The sequence below is a fragment of the Lysobacter helvus genome (assembly GCF_018406645.1).
In the GTDB taxonomy this organism is placed as follows: domain Bacteria; phylum Pseudomonadota; class Gammaproteobacteria; order Xanthomonadales; family Xanthomonadaceae; genus Noviluteimonas; species Noviluteimonas caseinilytica.
In genome coordinates, this window is sequence record NZ_AP024546.1 from 1,783,864 (window position 1) to 1,799,772 (window position 15,909).

The 15,909-nt window shown below is 69.2% G+C and carries 15 protein-coding genes; 9 read left to right on the plus strand and 6 right to left on the minus strand.

What is annotated here, in order from left to right; all coding sequences use genetic code 11:
* Window positions 1–57: 57 nt before the first annotated feature.
* The 5 genes from LYSHEL_RS08720 to rph form a co-directional block, all read right to left on the minus strand.
* The gene (locus LYSHEL_RS08720; protein ID WP_213433536.1) at window positions 58–408 is read right to left on the minus strand and encodes a PilZ domain-containing protein; all 351 of its coding nucleotides are present in this window, start codon (window positions 406–408) and stop codon (window positions 58–60) included.
* Complete coding sequence (locus tag LYSHEL_RS08725; protein WP_213433538.1) at window positions 405–2,933, minus strand: DUF1631 family protein; 2,529 nt, start codon at window positions 2,931–2,933, stop codon at window positions 405–407. The genes LYSHEL_RS08720 and LYSHEL_RS08725 overlap by 4 nt, the downstream gene beginning before the upstream one ends.
* A 99-nt stretch (window positions 2,934–3,032) precedes the next feature.
* Entirely contained in the window at window positions 3,033–4,193 is a 1,161-nt protein-coding gene (gene hemW, locus LYSHEL_RS08730; RefSeq protein ID WP_244858487.1) for a radical SAM family heme chaperone HemW, read from the minus strand.
* A 7-nt stretch (window positions 4,194–4,200) separates the two neighbouring features.
* Window positions 4,201–4,800 carry an RdgB/HAM1 family non-canonical purine NTP pyrophosphatase gene (rdgB, locus tag LYSHEL_RS16010; protein WP_244858489.1) on the minus strand — a complete coding sequence of 200 codons (600 nt, stop codon included), beginning with the start codon at window positions 4,798–4,800 and terminating at the stop codon, window positions 4,201–4,203.
* A complete protein-coding gene (rph, locus tag LYSHEL_RS08735; protein WP_213433543.1) occupies window positions 4,797–5,531 on the minus strand; it encodes a ribonuclease PH in 735 nt (244 codons plus the stop codon). The genes rdgB and rph overlap by 4 nt, the downstream gene beginning before the upstream one ends.
* 68 nt (window positions 5,532–5,599) lie before the next feature.
* Here rph and LYSHEL_RS08740 point away from each other — a divergent pair, with 68 nt between their 5' ends.
* The 9 genes from LYSHEL_RS08740 to LYSHEL_RS08780 all read left to right on the plus strand — a co-directional run bounded on the left by LYSHEL_RS08740 (window position 5,600) and on the right by LYSHEL_RS08780 (window position 15,196).
* Window positions 5,600–6,460: a YicC/YloC family endoribonuclease gene (locus tag LYSHEL_RS08740; protein ID WP_213433545.1), complete on the plus strand. Its 861-nt coding sequence runs from the start codon at window positions 5,600–5,602 to the stop codon at window positions 6,458–6,460.
* A gap of 5 nt (window positions 6,461–6,465) precedes the next feature.
* A complete protein-coding gene (gene gmk, locus LYSHEL_RS08745; RefSeq protein WP_213433547.1) occupies window positions 6,466–7,092 on the plus strand; it encodes a guanylate kinase in 627 nt (208 codons plus the stop codon).
* A 98-nt stretch (window positions 7,093–7,190) separates the two neighbouring features.
* Window positions 7,191–7,490 carry a DNA-directed RNA polymerase subunit omega gene (rpoZ, locus tag LYSHEL_RS08750; RefSeq protein ID WP_213433549.1) on the plus strand — a complete coding sequence of 100 codons (300 nt, stop codon included), beginning with the start codon at window positions 7,191–7,193 and terminating at the stop codon, window positions 7,488–7,490.
* A 102-nt stretch (window positions 7,491–7,592) separates the two neighbouring features.
* Window positions 7,593–9,782 (plus strand): RelA/SpoT family protein, encoded by a 2,190-nt coding sequence (locus LYSHEL_RS08755; protein ID WP_213433550.1) that lies wholly within the window; start codon window positions 7,593–7,595, stop codon window positions 9,780–9,782.
* Between the two features lie 45 nt (window positions 9,783–9,827).
* Window positions 9,828–10,211 carry a RidA family protein gene (locus tag LYSHEL_RS08760; RefSeq protein WP_213433551.1) on the plus strand — a complete coding sequence of 128 codons (384 nt, stop codon included), beginning with the start codon at window positions 9,828–9,830 and terminating at the stop codon, window positions 10,209–10,211.
* 19 nt (window positions 10,212–10,230) lie between these two features.
* Window positions 10,231–12,339, plus strand: a complete 2,109-nt coding sequence (gene recG, locus LYSHEL_RS08765) for an ATP-dependent DNA helicase RecG (protein ID WP_244858490.1) — start codon at window positions 10,231–10,233, stop codon at window positions 12,337–12,339.
* Window positions 12,340–12,359: 20 nt separating this feature from the next.
* Window positions 12,360–13,295 carry a nucleoside hydrolase gene (locus LYSHEL_RS08770; protein WP_213433553.1) on the plus strand — a complete coding sequence of 312 codons (936 nt, stop codon included), beginning with the start codon at window positions 12,360–12,362 and terminating at the stop codon, window positions 13,293–13,295.
* A 111-nt stretch (window positions 13,296–13,406) separates the two neighbouring features.
* Window positions 13,407–13,652, plus strand: coding sequence for a type B 50S ribosomal protein L31 (locus tag LYSHEL_RS08775; protein WP_213433554.1), 246 nt, complete (start codon window positions 13,407–13,409; stop codon window positions 13,650–13,652).
* Between the two features lie 254 nt (window positions 13,653–13,906).
* Window positions 13,907–15,196 (plus strand): citrate synthase, encoded by a 1,290-nt coding sequence (locus tag LYSHEL_RS08780; protein WP_213433555.1) that lies wholly within the window; start codon window positions 13,907–13,909, stop codon window positions 15,194–15,196.
* A gap of 63 nt (window positions 15,197–15,259) precedes the next feature.
* Here LYSHEL_RS08780 and LYSHEL_RS08785 read toward each other — a convergent pair whose 3' ends face one another.
* Window positions 15,260–15,907, minus strand: coding sequence for a hypothetical protein (locus LYSHEL_RS08785; protein ID WP_213433556.1), 648 nt, complete (start codon window positions 15,905–15,907; stop codon window positions 15,260–15,262).
* Window positions 15,908–15,909: the final 2 nt, after the last annotated feature.

A 15,909-nucleotide genomic window follows, 5' to 3' on the forward strand; every position in this document is an offset into this window, starting at 1 on the left:
GCGTGGCTCGGCGACACGGGGGACGCCGATTGTGCCGCAGGCCGGGGGAATCCGCCTTTATTCGAACTGACCGCCGGGCCCGTCGATCCAGTCGCGCAGCTGGCGCATGTGCTCTTCCGGGACCGTGATGAAGCGGAAGCCCGTCCAGCGCTGGCCCGAGGCGTGCGCCGCGTCCTGCCACAGCAGGTGCGCGCCCACTTCCAGCGGCGTCTCGCGCCCGTGCGCATCGTTGAGGTTGAAGCGGAACTGGTACAGCGCGTCCTCGACCAGCGCCGCGTTGGCCATCAGCAGCATGCCGGTCTCCGACAGGTTGCCGAGACGGCCGACCACGCTGTCGACCATCGTGTCCACCACCATCACCGTATCGGGCACCTTGCGGCGCCGCGCACGTCGGAATTCATCGATCACGCGGTGCCCTCCTGGGGTGCCTGGCCACTGCCGGCGAAGCTGCGCAGCGCGCCGAGCGCGGCCTGCCATGCGCGGTCGACCATGCGGCCCTTGTCCGCGGTGACCACGTGCGCCTGGCCCATCGACATCATGCGCGCGAGGCTGTCGAGCGACTGTTCGCCCACGCGCTGGCCGCGCTGGTTGACGAACAACGCGTTGTCGGTGACCGGGCTGAACCACGACAGGCGCCGCCGCACGCGATCGCCCTGCTGGTTGCTGACGAATTCGAACCACGTGCCGAAGGGCAGCGTGCGCAGGTGGTCGTAGGCCGCCTGCTCGTCCTTCGTGCGCGGCGGGAGCTTGGGCTTCGGTGCATCGGTGTCTTCGCCCAGGCGCGCACGCGCCTTGAGCTTCATCGCCAGTTCGGTGCGCGAGGCCGGATCGTCTTCTTCCTCGCCGATGCCCGTGGTCAGGCGGCGCGCGATCGCGGCGGCTTCGTCGGCGTGGTAGCCGACCTGCACCAGCGACCCTTCGATCTGTTCGGCGAGCTTGCCGTCGGTCTGCGTGCCGCCCTTGCCGGTGGCCGCGACGATCTGCTGCGTCGCCTCGACCTGGCGATGCCACTCCTCCGACTCTTCGCCATGGCGCAGCGAGGTCAGCGTGAGGACGTCGGACCAGGCCTGGTTGAGCAGCGCGCGCACGAACTTCGGCAGGCGCTGGTCCTTGACCGACGCCTCGATGACATCGTTGGCGCGGCGCTTGGCGAGTTCGAGCTTTTCCTTGCCGCGCGCGGCTTCCACGTGCCGGCGCTCGGTGACTTCGGCCTTGCGCGCCAGGTGCTGCAGGTTGGTCTGCAGTTCGCGGTTGGCGGTGTCGAACGCCGCCGGGTCTTCCTTGAAATGCTGGACGACGTGTTCGACCGCGTTGCGCAGCGAATGCACCAGTTGCGGATCGACTTCCTCGTCGCTCAGCCAGTTGGCGCCGGATTCGGCGACCGCGTTGAGCAACTGGCGCGCCGGATGCTGCTGGCGCACGAAGAACGCGCGATCCTGCAGCGCCACGCGCAGCAGCGGTACCTGCAGGCGGCCCAGCAGGCCGACCGCGGGCGTGTCGCGCCGCACTTCGCGTTCGATCTGCGAATACAGCATGCCGAGCAGTTCGAAGGCGTCGTTGTCTTCGCGCGCGAACTGCGCGCCCTTGCCGTGCAGCTGGCGCGACTGCGCCAGCAGCGTCTGCTTGATGTCGAGCAGGCTGCGCGGGCTGCCCGTGGGCGAGGCCGCGGTGATCGGCATGCCGTCGAGCGCGCCGAGCAGATCCTTGGTATCGAGTTCCTGGCGCACGCGTTCGGGCTGGGCCGGACGCAGCTTGCCGATCAGGTCGCGGCGGCCTGACAGCAATTGCTGCAGCAGCGCGAAGGCGGCCTGTTCGTCGTAGGGCTCGTCGTTGGCGTCGGTCTCGCCGAGCCACGCCGTGTGCGGACGCGGGCCGCCGTCGCGTTGCGAGGCGTGGCCGCCGCGGCGCGTGCCTGCGGATCCACCGCCACCACCGCCCGCGTGACCGTCGCCGCCATCGCCACCGTCCGCGGCATCGCCGGAACGCCGGCCACCCGCGACGGCACCGCCACCGGACCCACCACCACCGCCACCACTTCCGCTGCCACCAGCACTCGCGCCACCACTTCCGCCTTGGCCGCCGCCGTGCGAATGACCGCCACCGCTGCCGCCATCGCCCATGCCGAGCCCGATGTTGGCGGGCGCTTCACCGCGCGGGCGACCGCGCTCGTCGCGCGGCTTGGCGCGCGAAGGATCGGGGTTCTGCAGCACCGGCCGCACCCGGATCGGCACGTACGCCAGGCTGGGCAGGATGCCGTCGCGCTCGAGCAGGGCGTTCATCGTCTCGGCGATCTGCGAGAAGTGCTGCATCACCACGCGATCGTAGGTGCGATACAGCAGCAGCCGCGCCTCCATGCCGATCTGCAGCGAACCGGCGGCCTCGCGCAGGATGCGGCCGAGCATCTGCGGACCCACCGGCAGGCGCTCGGCGTCGAACGCCGGCTGGCCCGCCAGCACGCCGAAGCGCTGGCCGAGCAGGTGGAGGGGCAGGCTGGCGCGGGATTCGTGCCGCAGCGCGACATCGCGCAGCACCGAGTCCTCGTCCATCGATTCGTCGTCGACCAGCGCCAGGTTGCGGAACGACGGGCCCTGCGCGCCGGTGACGCCGAGGCGGCTGGCCGTGCGCGGATCGCGGATGCCGGCGAGCGCGGCTTCCAGGCCCATCAGGTAACGGGGCACGAGGTCCGCGCGATTCAGGCGCAGCGTGCGCAGCGTTTCCATGTGCGCGGCCTGCATGCCCGGGTTGCGCGCATGGTCGGCGAGGCGGAACAGTTGCTGTTCCATCTCGTTGAGCATCGACGACAGATGGCGTGCCATCTCGTCGGACACGAGGCTGAGGAGGTGCTCCAGCACGCGACGCACCCGGCGCGGAAGATTGGCCGAGGCGAGGGTGGGGGGTGCGTGGGCGCCGGGCAGGTCGAATGAAACGGGCATCGGACGCTCGCGCGGTACGTTCTTCGCTTCTTATCACGCCCATGAGGCCCGCGGCCAGCCCCGGTCCACATTCGGAGGCGAATGGCGGTGGCGATCGGCTCAGTCGGCGAGGAACAACCCGACCACGTCGTTGTTGAAGCGCCGCCCCAGTTCGGTCGGCGCCACGTGGCCGGACGGGTCGATCGTCAGCCAGCCGCGGTCTACCGCGGCGTCGAGTTGCGGGGCGATCGCCGCGCGCGCCAGCCCCGTGCGCGCTTCGAAGGCGTCCAGCGCGAAGCCTTCGTGCAAGCGCAAGGCATTGAGCATGTAGTCGAACGGGAGGCGTTCGGCCGACAGGCGTTCGTCGCCGCCGATCGCGCCGGGATGGCCCGCCTGCACGAGATAGTCGGTCGGATGCTTGACCTTCCACCGGCGCAGCACCGATTGCTCCGCCCCCAGCGTCAGCTTGCCGTGCGCGCCGGCGCCGATGCCCAGGTAATCGCCGAATCGCCAGTAATTGAGGTTGTGCGCGCACTGCCGGCCAGGCTTGGCGTACGCCGACACTTCGTAATGCTCGAAGCCCGCTTCGGCGATGCGCGCCTGGCAGGCCTCCTGGATGTCCCAGCTCGCGTCTTCGTCGGGCAGGCCCTGCGGCGGGCGGGCGGCGAACACGGTGTTGGGTTCCAGCGTGAGCTGGTAATGCGACAGGTGCGTGGGTTCGAGCGCGAGTGCGCGTTCGACATCGTGCACGGCCATCTCGAGCGTCTGGCCAGGCAGCGCGTACATCAGGTCGAGGTTGAAGTTGTCGAAGCCCGCGTCCTGCGCCAGCTTCACCGCCGCGACGGCTTCGCGGCTGTCGTGGATGCGGCCGAGGCGTTGCAGGCAGCCGTCGTCGAAACTCTGGATGCCGAAGCTCAATCGGTTCACGCCGGCGGCGCGATAGCCTTCGAAGCGTCCGTGTTCGGCCGTGCCGGGATTGGTTTCGAGCGTGATCTCCAGACCCGGCGCAAAGCGCAGCCGCGCGCTGGCCTGCTGCAGGAACGCATCGATCGCCTCGGGCGGGAACAACGACGGCGTGCCGCCGCCGAAGAACACCGAGTTGACGACGCGTCCCCACGCGAGCGGCAAATCCTGGTCGAGGTCCGCGATCAACGCATCGACATACGCGGCGAACGGCAACGCGCCGCGCTGCTGGTGCGAATTGAAATCGCAGTACGGGCACTTGCGCACGCACCACGGCAAGTGGACGTACAACGACAGCGGAGGCGTGGCGAGCGACATCGGCGCCTCAGAGTTCGTGCAGGCGCGCCCGCAACACCGACAGCGCGAGGCCGCGATGGCTGCGCGCGTGCTTGGTGTCGGCGTCGAGTTCGGCGGCGGAGCGTCCCAGCGCGGCGTCGAGGAACACGGGGTCGTACCCGAATCCGCCATCGCCGCGCGGCGCGTGCAGGATGCGGCCCGGCCAGCGGCCTTCGGCGATGATCGGTTGCGGATCGTCCGCGTGGCGCAGCAGCACGACGACGGCGTGGAAGTGCGCGGTGCGCGCGGCATCGGGCACATCGCGCAGCGCTTCGAGCAACTTGGCGATGTTGGCCTGCGCATCGCCATGTGTGCCGGCGTAGCGTGCCGAATACAACCCCGGTGCGCCGCCGAGCGCATCGACGCACAACCCCGAGTCATCGCCGAGCGCGGGCAGGCCGGTGGCGCGCGCGGCATTGCGTGCTTTCAGCAGCGCGTTCTCGACGAAGGTCAGTCCGGTTTCGTCGATGTCGTCGACGCCGAACTCCGATTGCGCGTGCAACGACAAGCCGGTGTCGGCGAGCAGTTCGCGCAGTTCCACCAGCTTGCCTGCGTTGCCGCTCGCCAGGACGAGGCGCTTGCCGCTCACGGCCGCGGTCCGTCCAGTGCCGCGCGCTGCGCGGCGAGCAGCTCGGCGATGCCCGTTTCGGCCAGGCCGAGCAGCGCATCGAGTTCGTCGCGGCGGAACGCGTGGCCTTCCGCCGTGCCCTGCAACTCGATGAAACCGCCGCCGTCGTTCATCACGACGTTCATGTCGGTGTCGCAGCCGCTGTCTTCCGCGTAATCCAGGTCCAGCACCGGCACGCCCTGGTAGATGCCCACCGAGACCGCGGCGACCGCGCCGTGGATCGGATCGCGCGTGAGTTCCTTGCGGGCCTGCATCCAGCGCACGGCATCGACCAGCGCGACGTAGGCGCCGGTGATCGCGGCGGTGCGCGTGCCGCCGTCGGCCTGCAGGACATCGCAGTCGAGCGTGATGGTGCGTTCGCCGAGGGCATTGCGGTCCACGCAGGCGCGCAGCGCACGGCCGATCAGCCGCTGGATCTCGAGCGTGCGCCCGCCCTGCTTGCCGCGCGAAGCCTCACGATCGGACCGGGTGTGGGTGGCGCGCGGGAGCATCCCGTACTCGGCCGTGACCCAGCCTTCGCCCTTGCCGCGGAGGAACGGCGGGACCTTGTTGTCGACGCTGGCCGTGCAGAGCACGCGGGTCTGGCCGAAGGAGACGAGGACGGAGCCCTCGGCATGCCGCGTGTAGCCGCGCTCGATGGTGACGGCGCGCAGCTGGTCGGGCATGCGGCCGCTGGGGCGCACGACGGGCATGGGCATTCCGGAAAAATGGGGGCCGCTAGATTACCATCCGCCTCCCGTTGCCCCGCCTGGACGTGCACGTGATCCGCAGCATGACCGCCTTCGCCTCCGGCGAACGCACCACGCCCTGGGGCACGCTGTCGTGCGAAGTGCGGTCGGTGAACCACCGCTTCCTCGAGATCGGCGTGCGCATGCCGGACGAACTGCGCGTGCTGGAACCCCAGCTGCGCGAACGCGTCTCCTCGAAGATTTCCCGCGGCAAGGTCGAACTGGGCCTGCGCCTGCGCGCGCCCGAAGGCGGCGAAGCCCTGCAGATCGACGCTACCGTGGTCGAGCGCCTGTCCACCCTGGCGCAGGACCTGCAGGCGCGCTTCCCGTCGATGCAGGTGGGTTTCACCGAATTGCTGGCGTTCCCGGGCGTGCTCGGCACGCGCGCGACCGATCCGGCCGCGCTGCACGCCGCTACCCTCGAATTGCTGGACACGGTGCTGGCCAACTTCGTCGCCGGCCGCGAACGTGAAGGCGCCGCGCTGTCGGCCGCCATCAGCGAACGCGTGGACGGCATCGCGCGCATCGCGGGCGAAGTCCGCGCGCTGGTGCCGGACATCCGCGCCGCGCTGCGCCAGAAGCTCGAACTGCGCCTGTCCGAACTCGCCCAGCCCGTCGATCCGGGCCGCTTCGAACAGGAACTGGTACTCGGCCTGCAAAAGCTCGACGTCGACGAAGAACTGGACCGCCTGGAAAGCCACGTCGCCGAACTGCGCCGCGTGCTGGGCCAGCGCGAGCCGGTGGGCCGCCGCCTGGACTTCCTGCTGCAGGAGTTCAACCGAGAAGCCAACACGCTGGGCAGCAAGTCGGTCGATGCCCGCACCTCCGCCGCGGCGGTGGAACTGAAGGTATTGATCGACCAGGTCCGCGAACAGATCCAGAACATCGAATGACCACCATGCGCGGCACCCTCTTCATCGTGGCGGCGCCTTCCGGTGCGGGGAAATCCAGCATCGTCAACGCGTGCCTGGCCCGCGACCCGAACATCTGCCTGTCGATCTCGTTCACCTCGCGCGCGCCGCGCCCGGGCGAACGGCACGCCGAGCACTATCACTTCATCGATGCCGCGCAGTTCAAGCAGATGGTCGCCGACGGCGACTTCTTCGAGCACGCGCTGGTGCACGGCGACTGGAAGGGCACGGCCAAGCAATCGGTCGAACCGCAGTTGGCCAGCGGCAAGGACGTGCTGCTGGAAATCGACTGGCAGGGCGCCCAGCAGGTACAGAAGCAGGTGCCCGACGCGGTGAGCATCTTCATCCTGCCGCCGTCGCGCGATGCGCTGGAGCAGCGGATGCGGGCGCGCGGGCAGGACAGCGAAGAGACCATCCAGCGCCGGCTCGCCGCCGCGCGCGAGGAGATGTCGCACTACGACGAGTTCGACTACGTCATCGTCAACGAGGACTTCGCGACCGCCGTGGCCGAGATGGGCGCGATCTTCGTGGCCAGCCGCCTGCGCCGTCCGCTGCAGCAGGCGCGCCACGAGGGCCTGATCGCGGCGCTCCTGGACGAGGCCGGTTCAGCCTAAGCGCTTGATTTTCCAAGGACACGCTTGCGCCCGGCGCAGGCGCGCCCCTACAATCGCGCCCCTTCTGTTCTAGCCAGGCCGCAAGGCCCCGGAGCCCCATGGCCCGCATTACCGTCGAAGATTGCCTGGAAGTGGTCGATAACCGCTTCGAACTCGTGATGATGGCCGCCAAGCGCGCGCGCCAGCTCGCCAATGGCGTCGAGCCCCGCCTCGACAACGCCGAAGCCAACGACAAGCCCACGGTCCTCGCCCTGCGCGAAATCGCCGCCCGCATGATCGACCTCGAGTTCATCGATGCCGTCGACAAGTCCGAGCGGGAGCGCAAGGAACGCGAGGCGCTGGAATGGGCCGCAGCCGAAGTGGTGGCCGACGACGACATGTCGAAGGGCGACGACTGAGGCCGCTGCTCCACCCGAGATCGAAAGGCCCCGCTTGCGGGGCCTTTTTCGTTCCGGGCCCGTGGTTTGCCGCTTCGGGCCCGCACGCGTAGGCTCAGTCGCATGACCCCGTCGCAGCCCGCGCACCTGCTCGCCGAACCGCCCGTCGCGGCGGTGCCCGAGTACGTGCTCGCGCTGGAGAAGGCCGCCAACTACCTGCCGGCCGACCAGGTCGTGTTGTTGCGCCGCGCCTGGGCCGTCGGGGCCGCGGCCCACGTCGGCCAGACCCGCAAGTCGGGCGAGCCCTACATCACCCACCCGGTGGCGGTGGCGACGGTGCTGGCCGAGGAACGGCTGGACGTCGAAACGCTGATCGCCGCGATCCTCCACGACACCATCGAAGACACGCCGCTCACGCGCGCGGCGATCGCCAACGAATTCGGCGAAACCGTGGCCGACCTGGTCGACGGCGTCACCAAGCTGGACAAGCTCCACTTCCGCGACCGCCAGGAAGCCGCCGCCGAAAGCTTCCGAAAGATGCTGCTGGCGATGGCGCGCGACCTGCGCGTGATCCTGATCAAGCTCGCCGACCGCCTGCACAACATGCGCACGCTGGGCGCGCAGAATCCCGAAGCGCGCCGCCGCATCGCCGCCGAGACGCTGGAGATCTACGCGCCCATCGCGCAGCGCCTCGGCATGAACCTGATCAAGGCCGAACTGCAGGACCTCGGCTTCCGCGGCCTGCATCCGTGGCGCCACGCGGTCATCGAAAAGCGCATCCGCATGCAGCCGGTGGTGCGGCGCGAAGCGCTCACGCAAATCGAAGCGCGCATGGCGCAGCGCCTGACGAAGGAAGGCTTCTCGTATCGCCTGGTCGGGCGCATCAAGTCGCCGTGGAGCATCTACAGCAAGATGCGCGCGGAAGGCAAGACGCTCGACCAGCTGATGGACGTGTTCGGCTTCCGCATCGTGGTGCGCACCGTGCCGGAGTGTTACCACGCACTCGGCGTCGTCCACACCGCGTTCAAGCCGCTCGACGGGCGCTTCCGCGATTTCATCGCGATCCCGAAGGCCAACGGATACCAGTCGCTGCACACCGTGTTGTTCGGGCCGTACGGCTCGCCGATCGAAGTGCAGATCCGCACGGAAGAAATGGACCTGATCGCCGAGCGCGGCATCGCGGCGCACTGGTCGTACAAGCACGGCGGCGATGCGCCCAACAGCGCGCAGAGCCGCGCGCACCAGTGGATCGCCAACCTCGTCGAATCGCAGCGCGCCACCGGGTCGTCGCTGGAGTTCCTGGAAAACGTCAAGGTCGACCTGTTCCCGGACGAGGTGTACCTGTTCACGCCGAAGGGCGCGATCCTCTCGCTGCCGCGCAACGCCACCGTGCTCGACTTCGCCTACGCGGTGCACACCGACGTCGGCAACAAGGCGGTCGCCGCGCGCGTGGACCGCACGCTGGTGCCGCTGCGCACGAAGCTGGTGAGCGGGCAGACGGTGGAGATCATCACCGCCAAGTCCTCGGCGCCGAAACCGCAGTGGCTGGAGTTCGTGGTCTCGGGCAAGGCGCGCACCGCGATCCGGCACCAGCTCAAGCACCTGGAACACGAAGACGCGGTGCAGCTGGGCCATCGCATGCTCGATCGCGCACTCGAAGCACTGGACACCTCGCTCGACCGCCTGCCGCAGCAACGCCTCGACACCTATCTTTCCGAACACCGTTACCCGCGCCTGGAAGCGCTGCTCGCCGACATCGCGCTCGGCAACCGCATGCCGTCGCAGGTGGCCCAGGTCCTGGCGCGCGCCGCCGCCGACCGCACCGACGCGGACACCGACGACCTGCTCGCCGCCGCGCGCGCGCTGCAACCGACGGACCTCATCCTGATCACCGGCAGCGAACGCGGCGTGGTCACCTTCGCCAACTGCTGCCTGCCGATCCCGGGCGACGACATCATGGGCTACCACACCGCGGGCCGCGGACTGGTGGTGCATCGCCTGGAATGCCCGAACGTCGCCGAGCTGCGCAAGTCGCCGGAGCGCTGGGTGCCCGTGGGCTGGGACCGCGAGGTCACCGGCGACTACCAGGCCGCGCTGAAGATCGAAGTGGACAACCGCCCGGGCGTGCTCGCGCAGGTGGCCGCCGCGATCGCGCAGGCCGAATCCAACATCGACCGCGTCGAATACGTGGAGCGCGACAGCAACATCAGCGCGATCCGCTTCTCGATCGAAGTGCATGACCGCAAGCACCTGGCCGACGTGATCCGCCGCGTGCGCCGCCTCGGCGTGGTGCACGGCGTGCAGCGCCTCTAGCGCCGCGCTTACACTGGCGGCCTCGCATTCCCGGGGGCTTCGCCCATGCCGCGCCAACCCATCCACTCCGAACATGCCCCCGCCGCCATCGGCCCGTATTCGCAGGCCGTGCGCAAGGGCGACACCGTGTACCTGTCCGGCCAGATCGCGCTGGATCCCGGCACCGGCCTGCTGATCGAAGGCGACATCGACGCGCAGGCGCGCCGCGCCTTCGACAACCTGCGCGCGGTGTGCGAAGCGGCGGGCGGTTCGCTCGACGACGTCGTGCGCCTGGGCCTGTACCTGACGGACCTCGACCAGTTCGCCCGCGTCAACGCGGTGATGGCCGATTACTTCGAAGCGCCGTATCCGGCGCGCTCGACGATCGGCGTGGCGTCGTTGCCGCGCGGTGCGGCGTTCGAGGTCGACGCGATCGTCGTGCTCGATTGATCCTGGTGCCCTGACCCGCGTGGCGCGCGCCGCCGCTCCGTTGTCGTTCGCCGCCGTCGGCGATGCGCCGTTGTCGACGCTGTCCGGCGTGGGCGCGCGCGTGGCGGAAAAACTGGCCGCCCGCGGATTGGTGACGCTGCAGGACCTGTGGCTGCACCTGCCGCGCCAGTACGAAGACCGCACCACGATCGTGCCGATCCGCCTGTTGCGCCCCGGCATCGCGGCGCAGGTGGAAGGCACGGTGGAAGCGGTCGAACGCGGGTTCCGCTATCGGCCTTCGTTGCGCGTGGCGATCAGCGACGAGTCGCAGGGCACGTTGCTCCTGCGCTTCTTCCATTTCCGCGCGCAGCAGGTGGCGCAGTTCGCCGTCGGCGCGCGCGTGCGCTGCTACGGCACGCCGCGCGCGGGCGGCAACGGGCTGGAGATCGTGCATCCGAGTTATCGCGTGGTCGCCGAGGCCGGCGACGATGCGCTCGGTGAACGCCTCGATCCGGTGTATCCCGCGATCGAAGGCATCGGGCCCGGTGCATTGCGCAAGTTGATCGGGCAGGCGCTGGATCGGTTGCCGGATGCGGAAGCGCTGGAGCTGCTGCCCGAGCCCATGCGCGCGGCCCTCGACCTGCCTTCGCTGCGCGACGCGTTGCTGACGATGCACCGGCCGCCGCGCGATGCCGACGTCCCCGCGTTGCTGGCGGGCACGCATCCGTCGCAGCAGCGCCTGGCGCTCGAAGAACTGTTGGCGCATCACTTGAGCCTGCGTCGCCAGCGCATCGCCTTGCAGCGGCATCGCGCGCCCGCCCTCGCGACCGCCGGCGCCCTCGCGCAACGCCTGCGCGATGCGTTGCCGTTCGCGCTGACCGGTGCGCAGGAACGCGTGTTCGCGCAACTGCGCCACGACCTCGCGCAACCGCATCCGATGCTGCGCCTGGTGCAGGGCGATGTCGGCAGCGGCAAGACCGTCGTCGCGGCGCTAGCGGCGATGCTCGCCGTCGAATCGGGACGCCAGGCCGCGTTGATGGCGCCCACGGAACTCCTCGCCGAACAACACCTCGCCAACCTGCGCGCGTGGCTCGAGCCGCTCGGCGTGCGCGTGGCGTGGCTCGCCGGAAAGGTGACCGGACGCGCGCGGCGCGACGTGCTCGCGGCGGTCGCGTCGGGCGAGGCGCAAGTCGTCGTCGGTACGCACGCGCTGATGCAGGACGCCGTCGCCTTCGATGACCTCGCGCTCGCGATCGTCGACGAACAACACCGCTTCGGCGTGCACCAGCGCCTCGCGCTGCGCGACAAGGGCGCCGGCGGCGATCGCGTGCCGCACCAGCTCGTGATGACGGCAACGCCGATCCCGCGCACGCTCGCGATGGCGGCCTATGCGGACCTCGATGTCTCGGCGATCGACGAACTCCCGCCCGGCCGCACGCCGGTGCAGACCGTCGCGCTGAGCGCGGAGAAACGCCCCGACCTCGTCGAACGCATCCGCGCCGCGTGCGCCGAAGGCCGCCAGGCCTATTGGGTGTGCACGCTGATCGACGACAGCGACGAAGTCATCGCGCAGGCCGCGCAGTCCACGTTCGACGCGCTGTCCGCCGCACTGCCGAAGGCACGCGTGGGCCTGGTGCACGGGCGCATGAAGGCGTCGGAGAAGCAGGCGACGATGCGCGCGTTCAAGGAAGGCACGCTGGATCTTCTCGTCGCGACCACGGTGATCGAAGTGGGCGTCGACGTGCCCAACGCTTCGCTGATGGTGATCGAGAACGCCGAACGCCTGGGCCTGTCGCAGCTGCACCAGTTGCGCGGGCGGGTGGGGCGGGGCAGTGCGGCGTCGAGTTGCGTGCTGCTGTACCAGTCGCCGATGTCGCAGATGGCGCGGCAACGCCTGGAAACGATGCGCGAAACCAACGATGGCTTCGTCATCGCCGAAAAAGACCTGCAGCTGCGCGGCCCGGGTGAACTGCTCGGCACGCGCCAGACCGGCCTGGCCGCGTTCCGCGTCGCCGACCTCGCGCGCGATGCAGCGTTGCTGCCGCAAGTGCGCGAACTCGCCGACACGCTGCTCGCCGACGACCCCGCGCTGGCCGATCGCATCGTCCACCGCTGGGTCGGTGGCGCGGCGCGTTACGCTTCCGCCTGACTTTCGAGACCTGCAATCCCATGACCGATCGCATTCCCCTGCTCATCGACACCGATCCCGGCGTCGACGACGCCCTCGCACTCCTGATGGCCTTCGACGATCCGCGCCACGAGGTCGTCGGCTTGACGATCGCGGCCGGCAACGTCGGCCTCGCGCACACGGTGCGCAACGCGCTGAAGCTGTGCGAAGTGGCGAAGAGCGATGCCCCGGTGTTCGCCGGCGCGGAAGCGCCGCTGTTGCATCCCGCGCGCGACGCCGGTTACGTGCATGGCCTGGATGGGTTCGGCGACGTGGCCTACGCGCACCCGACGCGCACGCCGCATCCGGAACACGCCGCCCTCGCGATCCTGCGCCTGTCGCACGCGCACGCCGGCAAGCTGCTGCTCGTCGCGCTCGGCCCGCTGACCAACCTCGCGCTCGCGCTGAAGCTGGACCCGACGCTGCCGCAACGTATCGCGCGCTGCGTGGTGATGGGCGGCGCGGTCACCGCGCACGGCAACATCAGCGCGGCGGCGGAGTTCAACGTCGCCTTCGACCCGGAAGCCGCGCACATCGTGTTCTCGTCCTTCCCGCGCATCGAACTGGCGGACTGGGAGGCCACGATGGCCCATGGGTTCGCGCACGAGACCTTCGAGCGCTGGCTGCAGGCCGATTCGCCGCGCGCCCGCTTCTACGACACGATCTCGAGGAAGACCCGGACCTGGGCCGCCGGCCGCCGCGGCGAGGACTGGCATTCGGCCGATGCCCTCGCGATGGCGCTGGCCCTGCGGCCGGAGGGGGCGCTGGAGGTCGTGGAGCGGCCGATGGCCGTCGAGCTGGAAGGGCGGCACGCGCGCGGGGCCACGATCGTGGACTGGCGCCGCGAGGAGGGCCGGCCGGACAACGTGGCCATCCTGCGCCGGTACGACCAGGCCCGCTTCGAAACCCTGCTGGCATCGGCCCTGGCGGCCGGTTGAGGCCCGGAGCGGGGCCGTCGGTTCAGCCTTCCGCGCCCCGATCGGGTTGCGCCGGGCTCTGCAGGACGGCTAAAATGCCGCTCTTTCCTCGCACAGACTCGGTAACACGCCATGAAGACCGGCATCCATCCCGAATATCGTGACGTCGTTTTCCAGGACGTGACCTCGGATTTCAAGATCCTGACCCGCTCCACCCTTGGCAGCAAGGAAACGACCAAGTGGGAAGACGGTAAGGAATACCCGCTCGTGAAGATCGAAGTGTCCTCGATGTCGCACCCGTTCTACACGGGCCAGTCGAGCCGCATCGACACCAGCGGTCGCGTCGACAAGTTCCGCAAGCGCTACGCGCAGAAGTAATCCTCGCGGCGGCGTGCCCCGGCACGCGCACCACGACACGACGGCCGCCCCAGGGCGGCCGTTTCGTTTGCAGGAGCGACGCAGCTTTTTTAGTGCAATCCATCGGTTTCGCCATGACGCCGCGTTGCGTGCCATGGGTCGAAAGTCCGGGGTGTCGCGCTTGGGCGCTATGCAATAATTCCGGCCTTCCGCGGCAGGCCCGCGGCTCTTCCGCCGTCCATCGACGGCCATCGAAATCTCCGCAGGAGTGCGTTGTGTCCAAACTCGACCAGGTGACGCTGACCGCCGGCGACAAGACTGTCGCGTTGCCCGTGCAGCACCCGGTGCTCGGCCAGCCGTGCATCGACATCGCGAAGCTGCCGAAGGAAACCGGTTGCTTCACCTACGACCCGGGCTTCACCGCCACCGCCGCGTGCAAGTCCGCCGTGACCTACATCGATGGCGATGCCGGCGTGCTGCTGTATCGCGGTTACCCGATCGAACAGCTGGCCAACAACTCCAGCTTCCTCGAAGTGGCCTACCTGCTGATGCACGGCGAGTTGCCGAACAAGACCGAGTTCGAAAGCTTCGAGCACGAAGTCACGCATCACACGATGATGCACGAGGCGTTCCGCACGTTCCTCTACGGCTTCCGCCACGACGCGCATCCGATGGCGATGATGGTCGGCATGCTCGGTTCGATGGCGAGCTTCTACCACGGCTCGCTGGACCTGGAAGACGCCGAACAGCGCCGCCTCGCCGCGATCCGTTTGATCGCCAAGGTGCCGACGATCGCCGCCGCGTGCTACCGCTATTCGATCGGCTGGCCGATCCGCTATCCGAAGAACAACCTCGAATACACCACGCGCTTCCTGCACATGATGAAGGAAGTGCCGAGCGAGCCGCTGGAGCTCAGCCCCACCGCCGCCAAGGCGCTGGACCTGCTCTTCATCCTGCACGCCGACCACGAGCAGAACGCGTCCACGTCCACCGTGCGCCTCGTCGGTTCCACCGGTGCCAACCCGTATGCGTGCGTCGCCGCCGGCGTCGCCGCGCTGTGGGGCCCGGCGCATGGCGGTGCGAACGAAGCCGTGCTGAAGATGCTCGAGGAAATCGGGCGTCCGGAACACGTCGGCGCCGCGGTGGAGAAGGCGAAGAACAAGGAGTCGGGCTTCCGCCTGATGGGCTTCGGCCATCGCGTGTACAAGAACTTCGACCCGCGCGCGAAGATCATCCGCGAGATGACGCACAAGGTGCTCGGCGAACTCGGCGTCAACGATCCACTGCTCGACGTGGCCGTGAAGCTGGAAGAGGCCGCGCTGAAGGACGATTACTTCGTGCAGCGCAAGCTCTACCCGAACGTCGATTTCTACTCCGGCATCATCTACAAGGCGCTGGGCATCCCGACCGAGATGTTCACCGTGATGTTCGCCATCGCGCGCACCGCCGGCTGGGTGTCGCATTGGCTGGAGCAGCAGACCGATCCGGAAGCGAAGATCGGCCGCCCGCGCCAGATCTACACCGGTTACGCCGAACGCGATTACAAGGCGCTCGACAAGCGCTGATCCGGCAACGCAAGCGATCCACGCAACGCCCCGCCTCGCGCGGGGCGTTTGCGTTTCAGGGGATCAACCGCCGGCTTCGTACCCGGAGATCTCTTCGTCTGCGAGCAACGCGCGCAGCTGCACGGCGGACGCGCGCTTCACCGGCTTCTCGTCGAACGACGACAGCGGCGCCTGGCGCAATGCATCGAGCGGCAGCACCGTGAGGTCGAACGTCAGGTCTTCGGCGCTGAACAACCACACCGGCACGTCGGCGGCGCGTTCGCGATCCAGGCGGATGCGGCGCGCGCGCGACTCGGCGGGGATGCCGTGTTGTTCGAGCGCGCGCGGCACGGCGTCGGCGTCGTCGGTGTACAAGTGCAGCGCCACGGGCGCATGGCGATCGGCGGTGCCGTCGAGCACGGGGCCGACGAGGCGCGGTTCGAAGGCAGCGAAGAAATCCATCGCGCGCAGTGCGGCGTCGCGACGCTGGCGCAGGCCCGTGGCCTGCGCATCGCCGCGGAACAGGCGCTGGTATTCGCGCAACGCGTCTTCGATCTCGCGGTTGCGGGGCAGGGAGGCGTCGTCGTGGATGCCCAGGCGCTCGGCGGCCTTGAGCTTGGCCTGGTGGTAGTCGCGGATGCCGCTTTCGGCCATCAGCCGCGCGGCCTCGTGGGCGAGGCGGTGGCGGCGTTCGCGGGTCCTGGTCTCGGCGTGCTGACGGGCGTGGTGCATGG

Bases quoted from the DNA above. Each gene is read 5' to 3' on its own strand.
- gmk (WP_213433547.1), top strand. From the start codon at position 6,466: ATGCGCGGCACCCTCTTCATCGTGGCGGCGCCTTCCGGTGCGGGGAAA.
- LYSHEL_RS08775 (WP_213433554.1), top strand. From the start codon at position 13,407: ATGAAGACCGGCATCCATCCCGAATATCGTGACGTCGTTTTCCAGGAC.
- LYSHEL_RS08770 (WP_213433553.1), top strand. From the start codon at position 12,360: ATGACCGATCGCATTCCCCTGCTCATCGACACCGATCCCGGCGTCGAC.
- LYSHEL_RS08785 (WP_213433556.1), bottom strand. From the start codon at position 15,907: ATGCACCACGCCCGTCAGCACGCCGAGACCAGGACCCGCGAACGCCGC.
- LYSHEL_RS08760 (WP_213433551.1), top strand. From the start codon at position 9,828: ATGCCGCGCCAACCCATCCACTCCGAACATGCCCCCGCCGCCATCGGC.
- LYSHEL_RS08725 (WP_213433538.1), bottom strand. From the start codon at position 2,933: ATGCCCGTTTCATTCGACCTGCCCGGCGCCCACGCACCCCCCACCCTC.
- hemW (WP_244858487.1), bottom strand. From the start codon at position 4,193: ATGTCGCTCGCCACGCCTCCGCTGTCGTTGTACGTCCACTTGCCGTGG.
- rpoZ (WP_213433549.1), top strand. From the start codon at position 7,191: ATGGCCCGCATTACCGTCGAAGATTGCCTGGAAGTGGTCGATAACCGC.
- LYSHEL_RS08755 (WP_213433550.1), top strand. From the start codon at position 7,593: ATGACCCCGTCGCAGCCCGCGCACCTGCTCGCCGAACCGCCCGTCGCG.
- rph (WP_213433543.1), bottom strand. From the start codon at position 5,531: ATGCCCGTCGTGCGCCCCAGCGGCCGCATGCCCGACCAGCTGCGCGCC.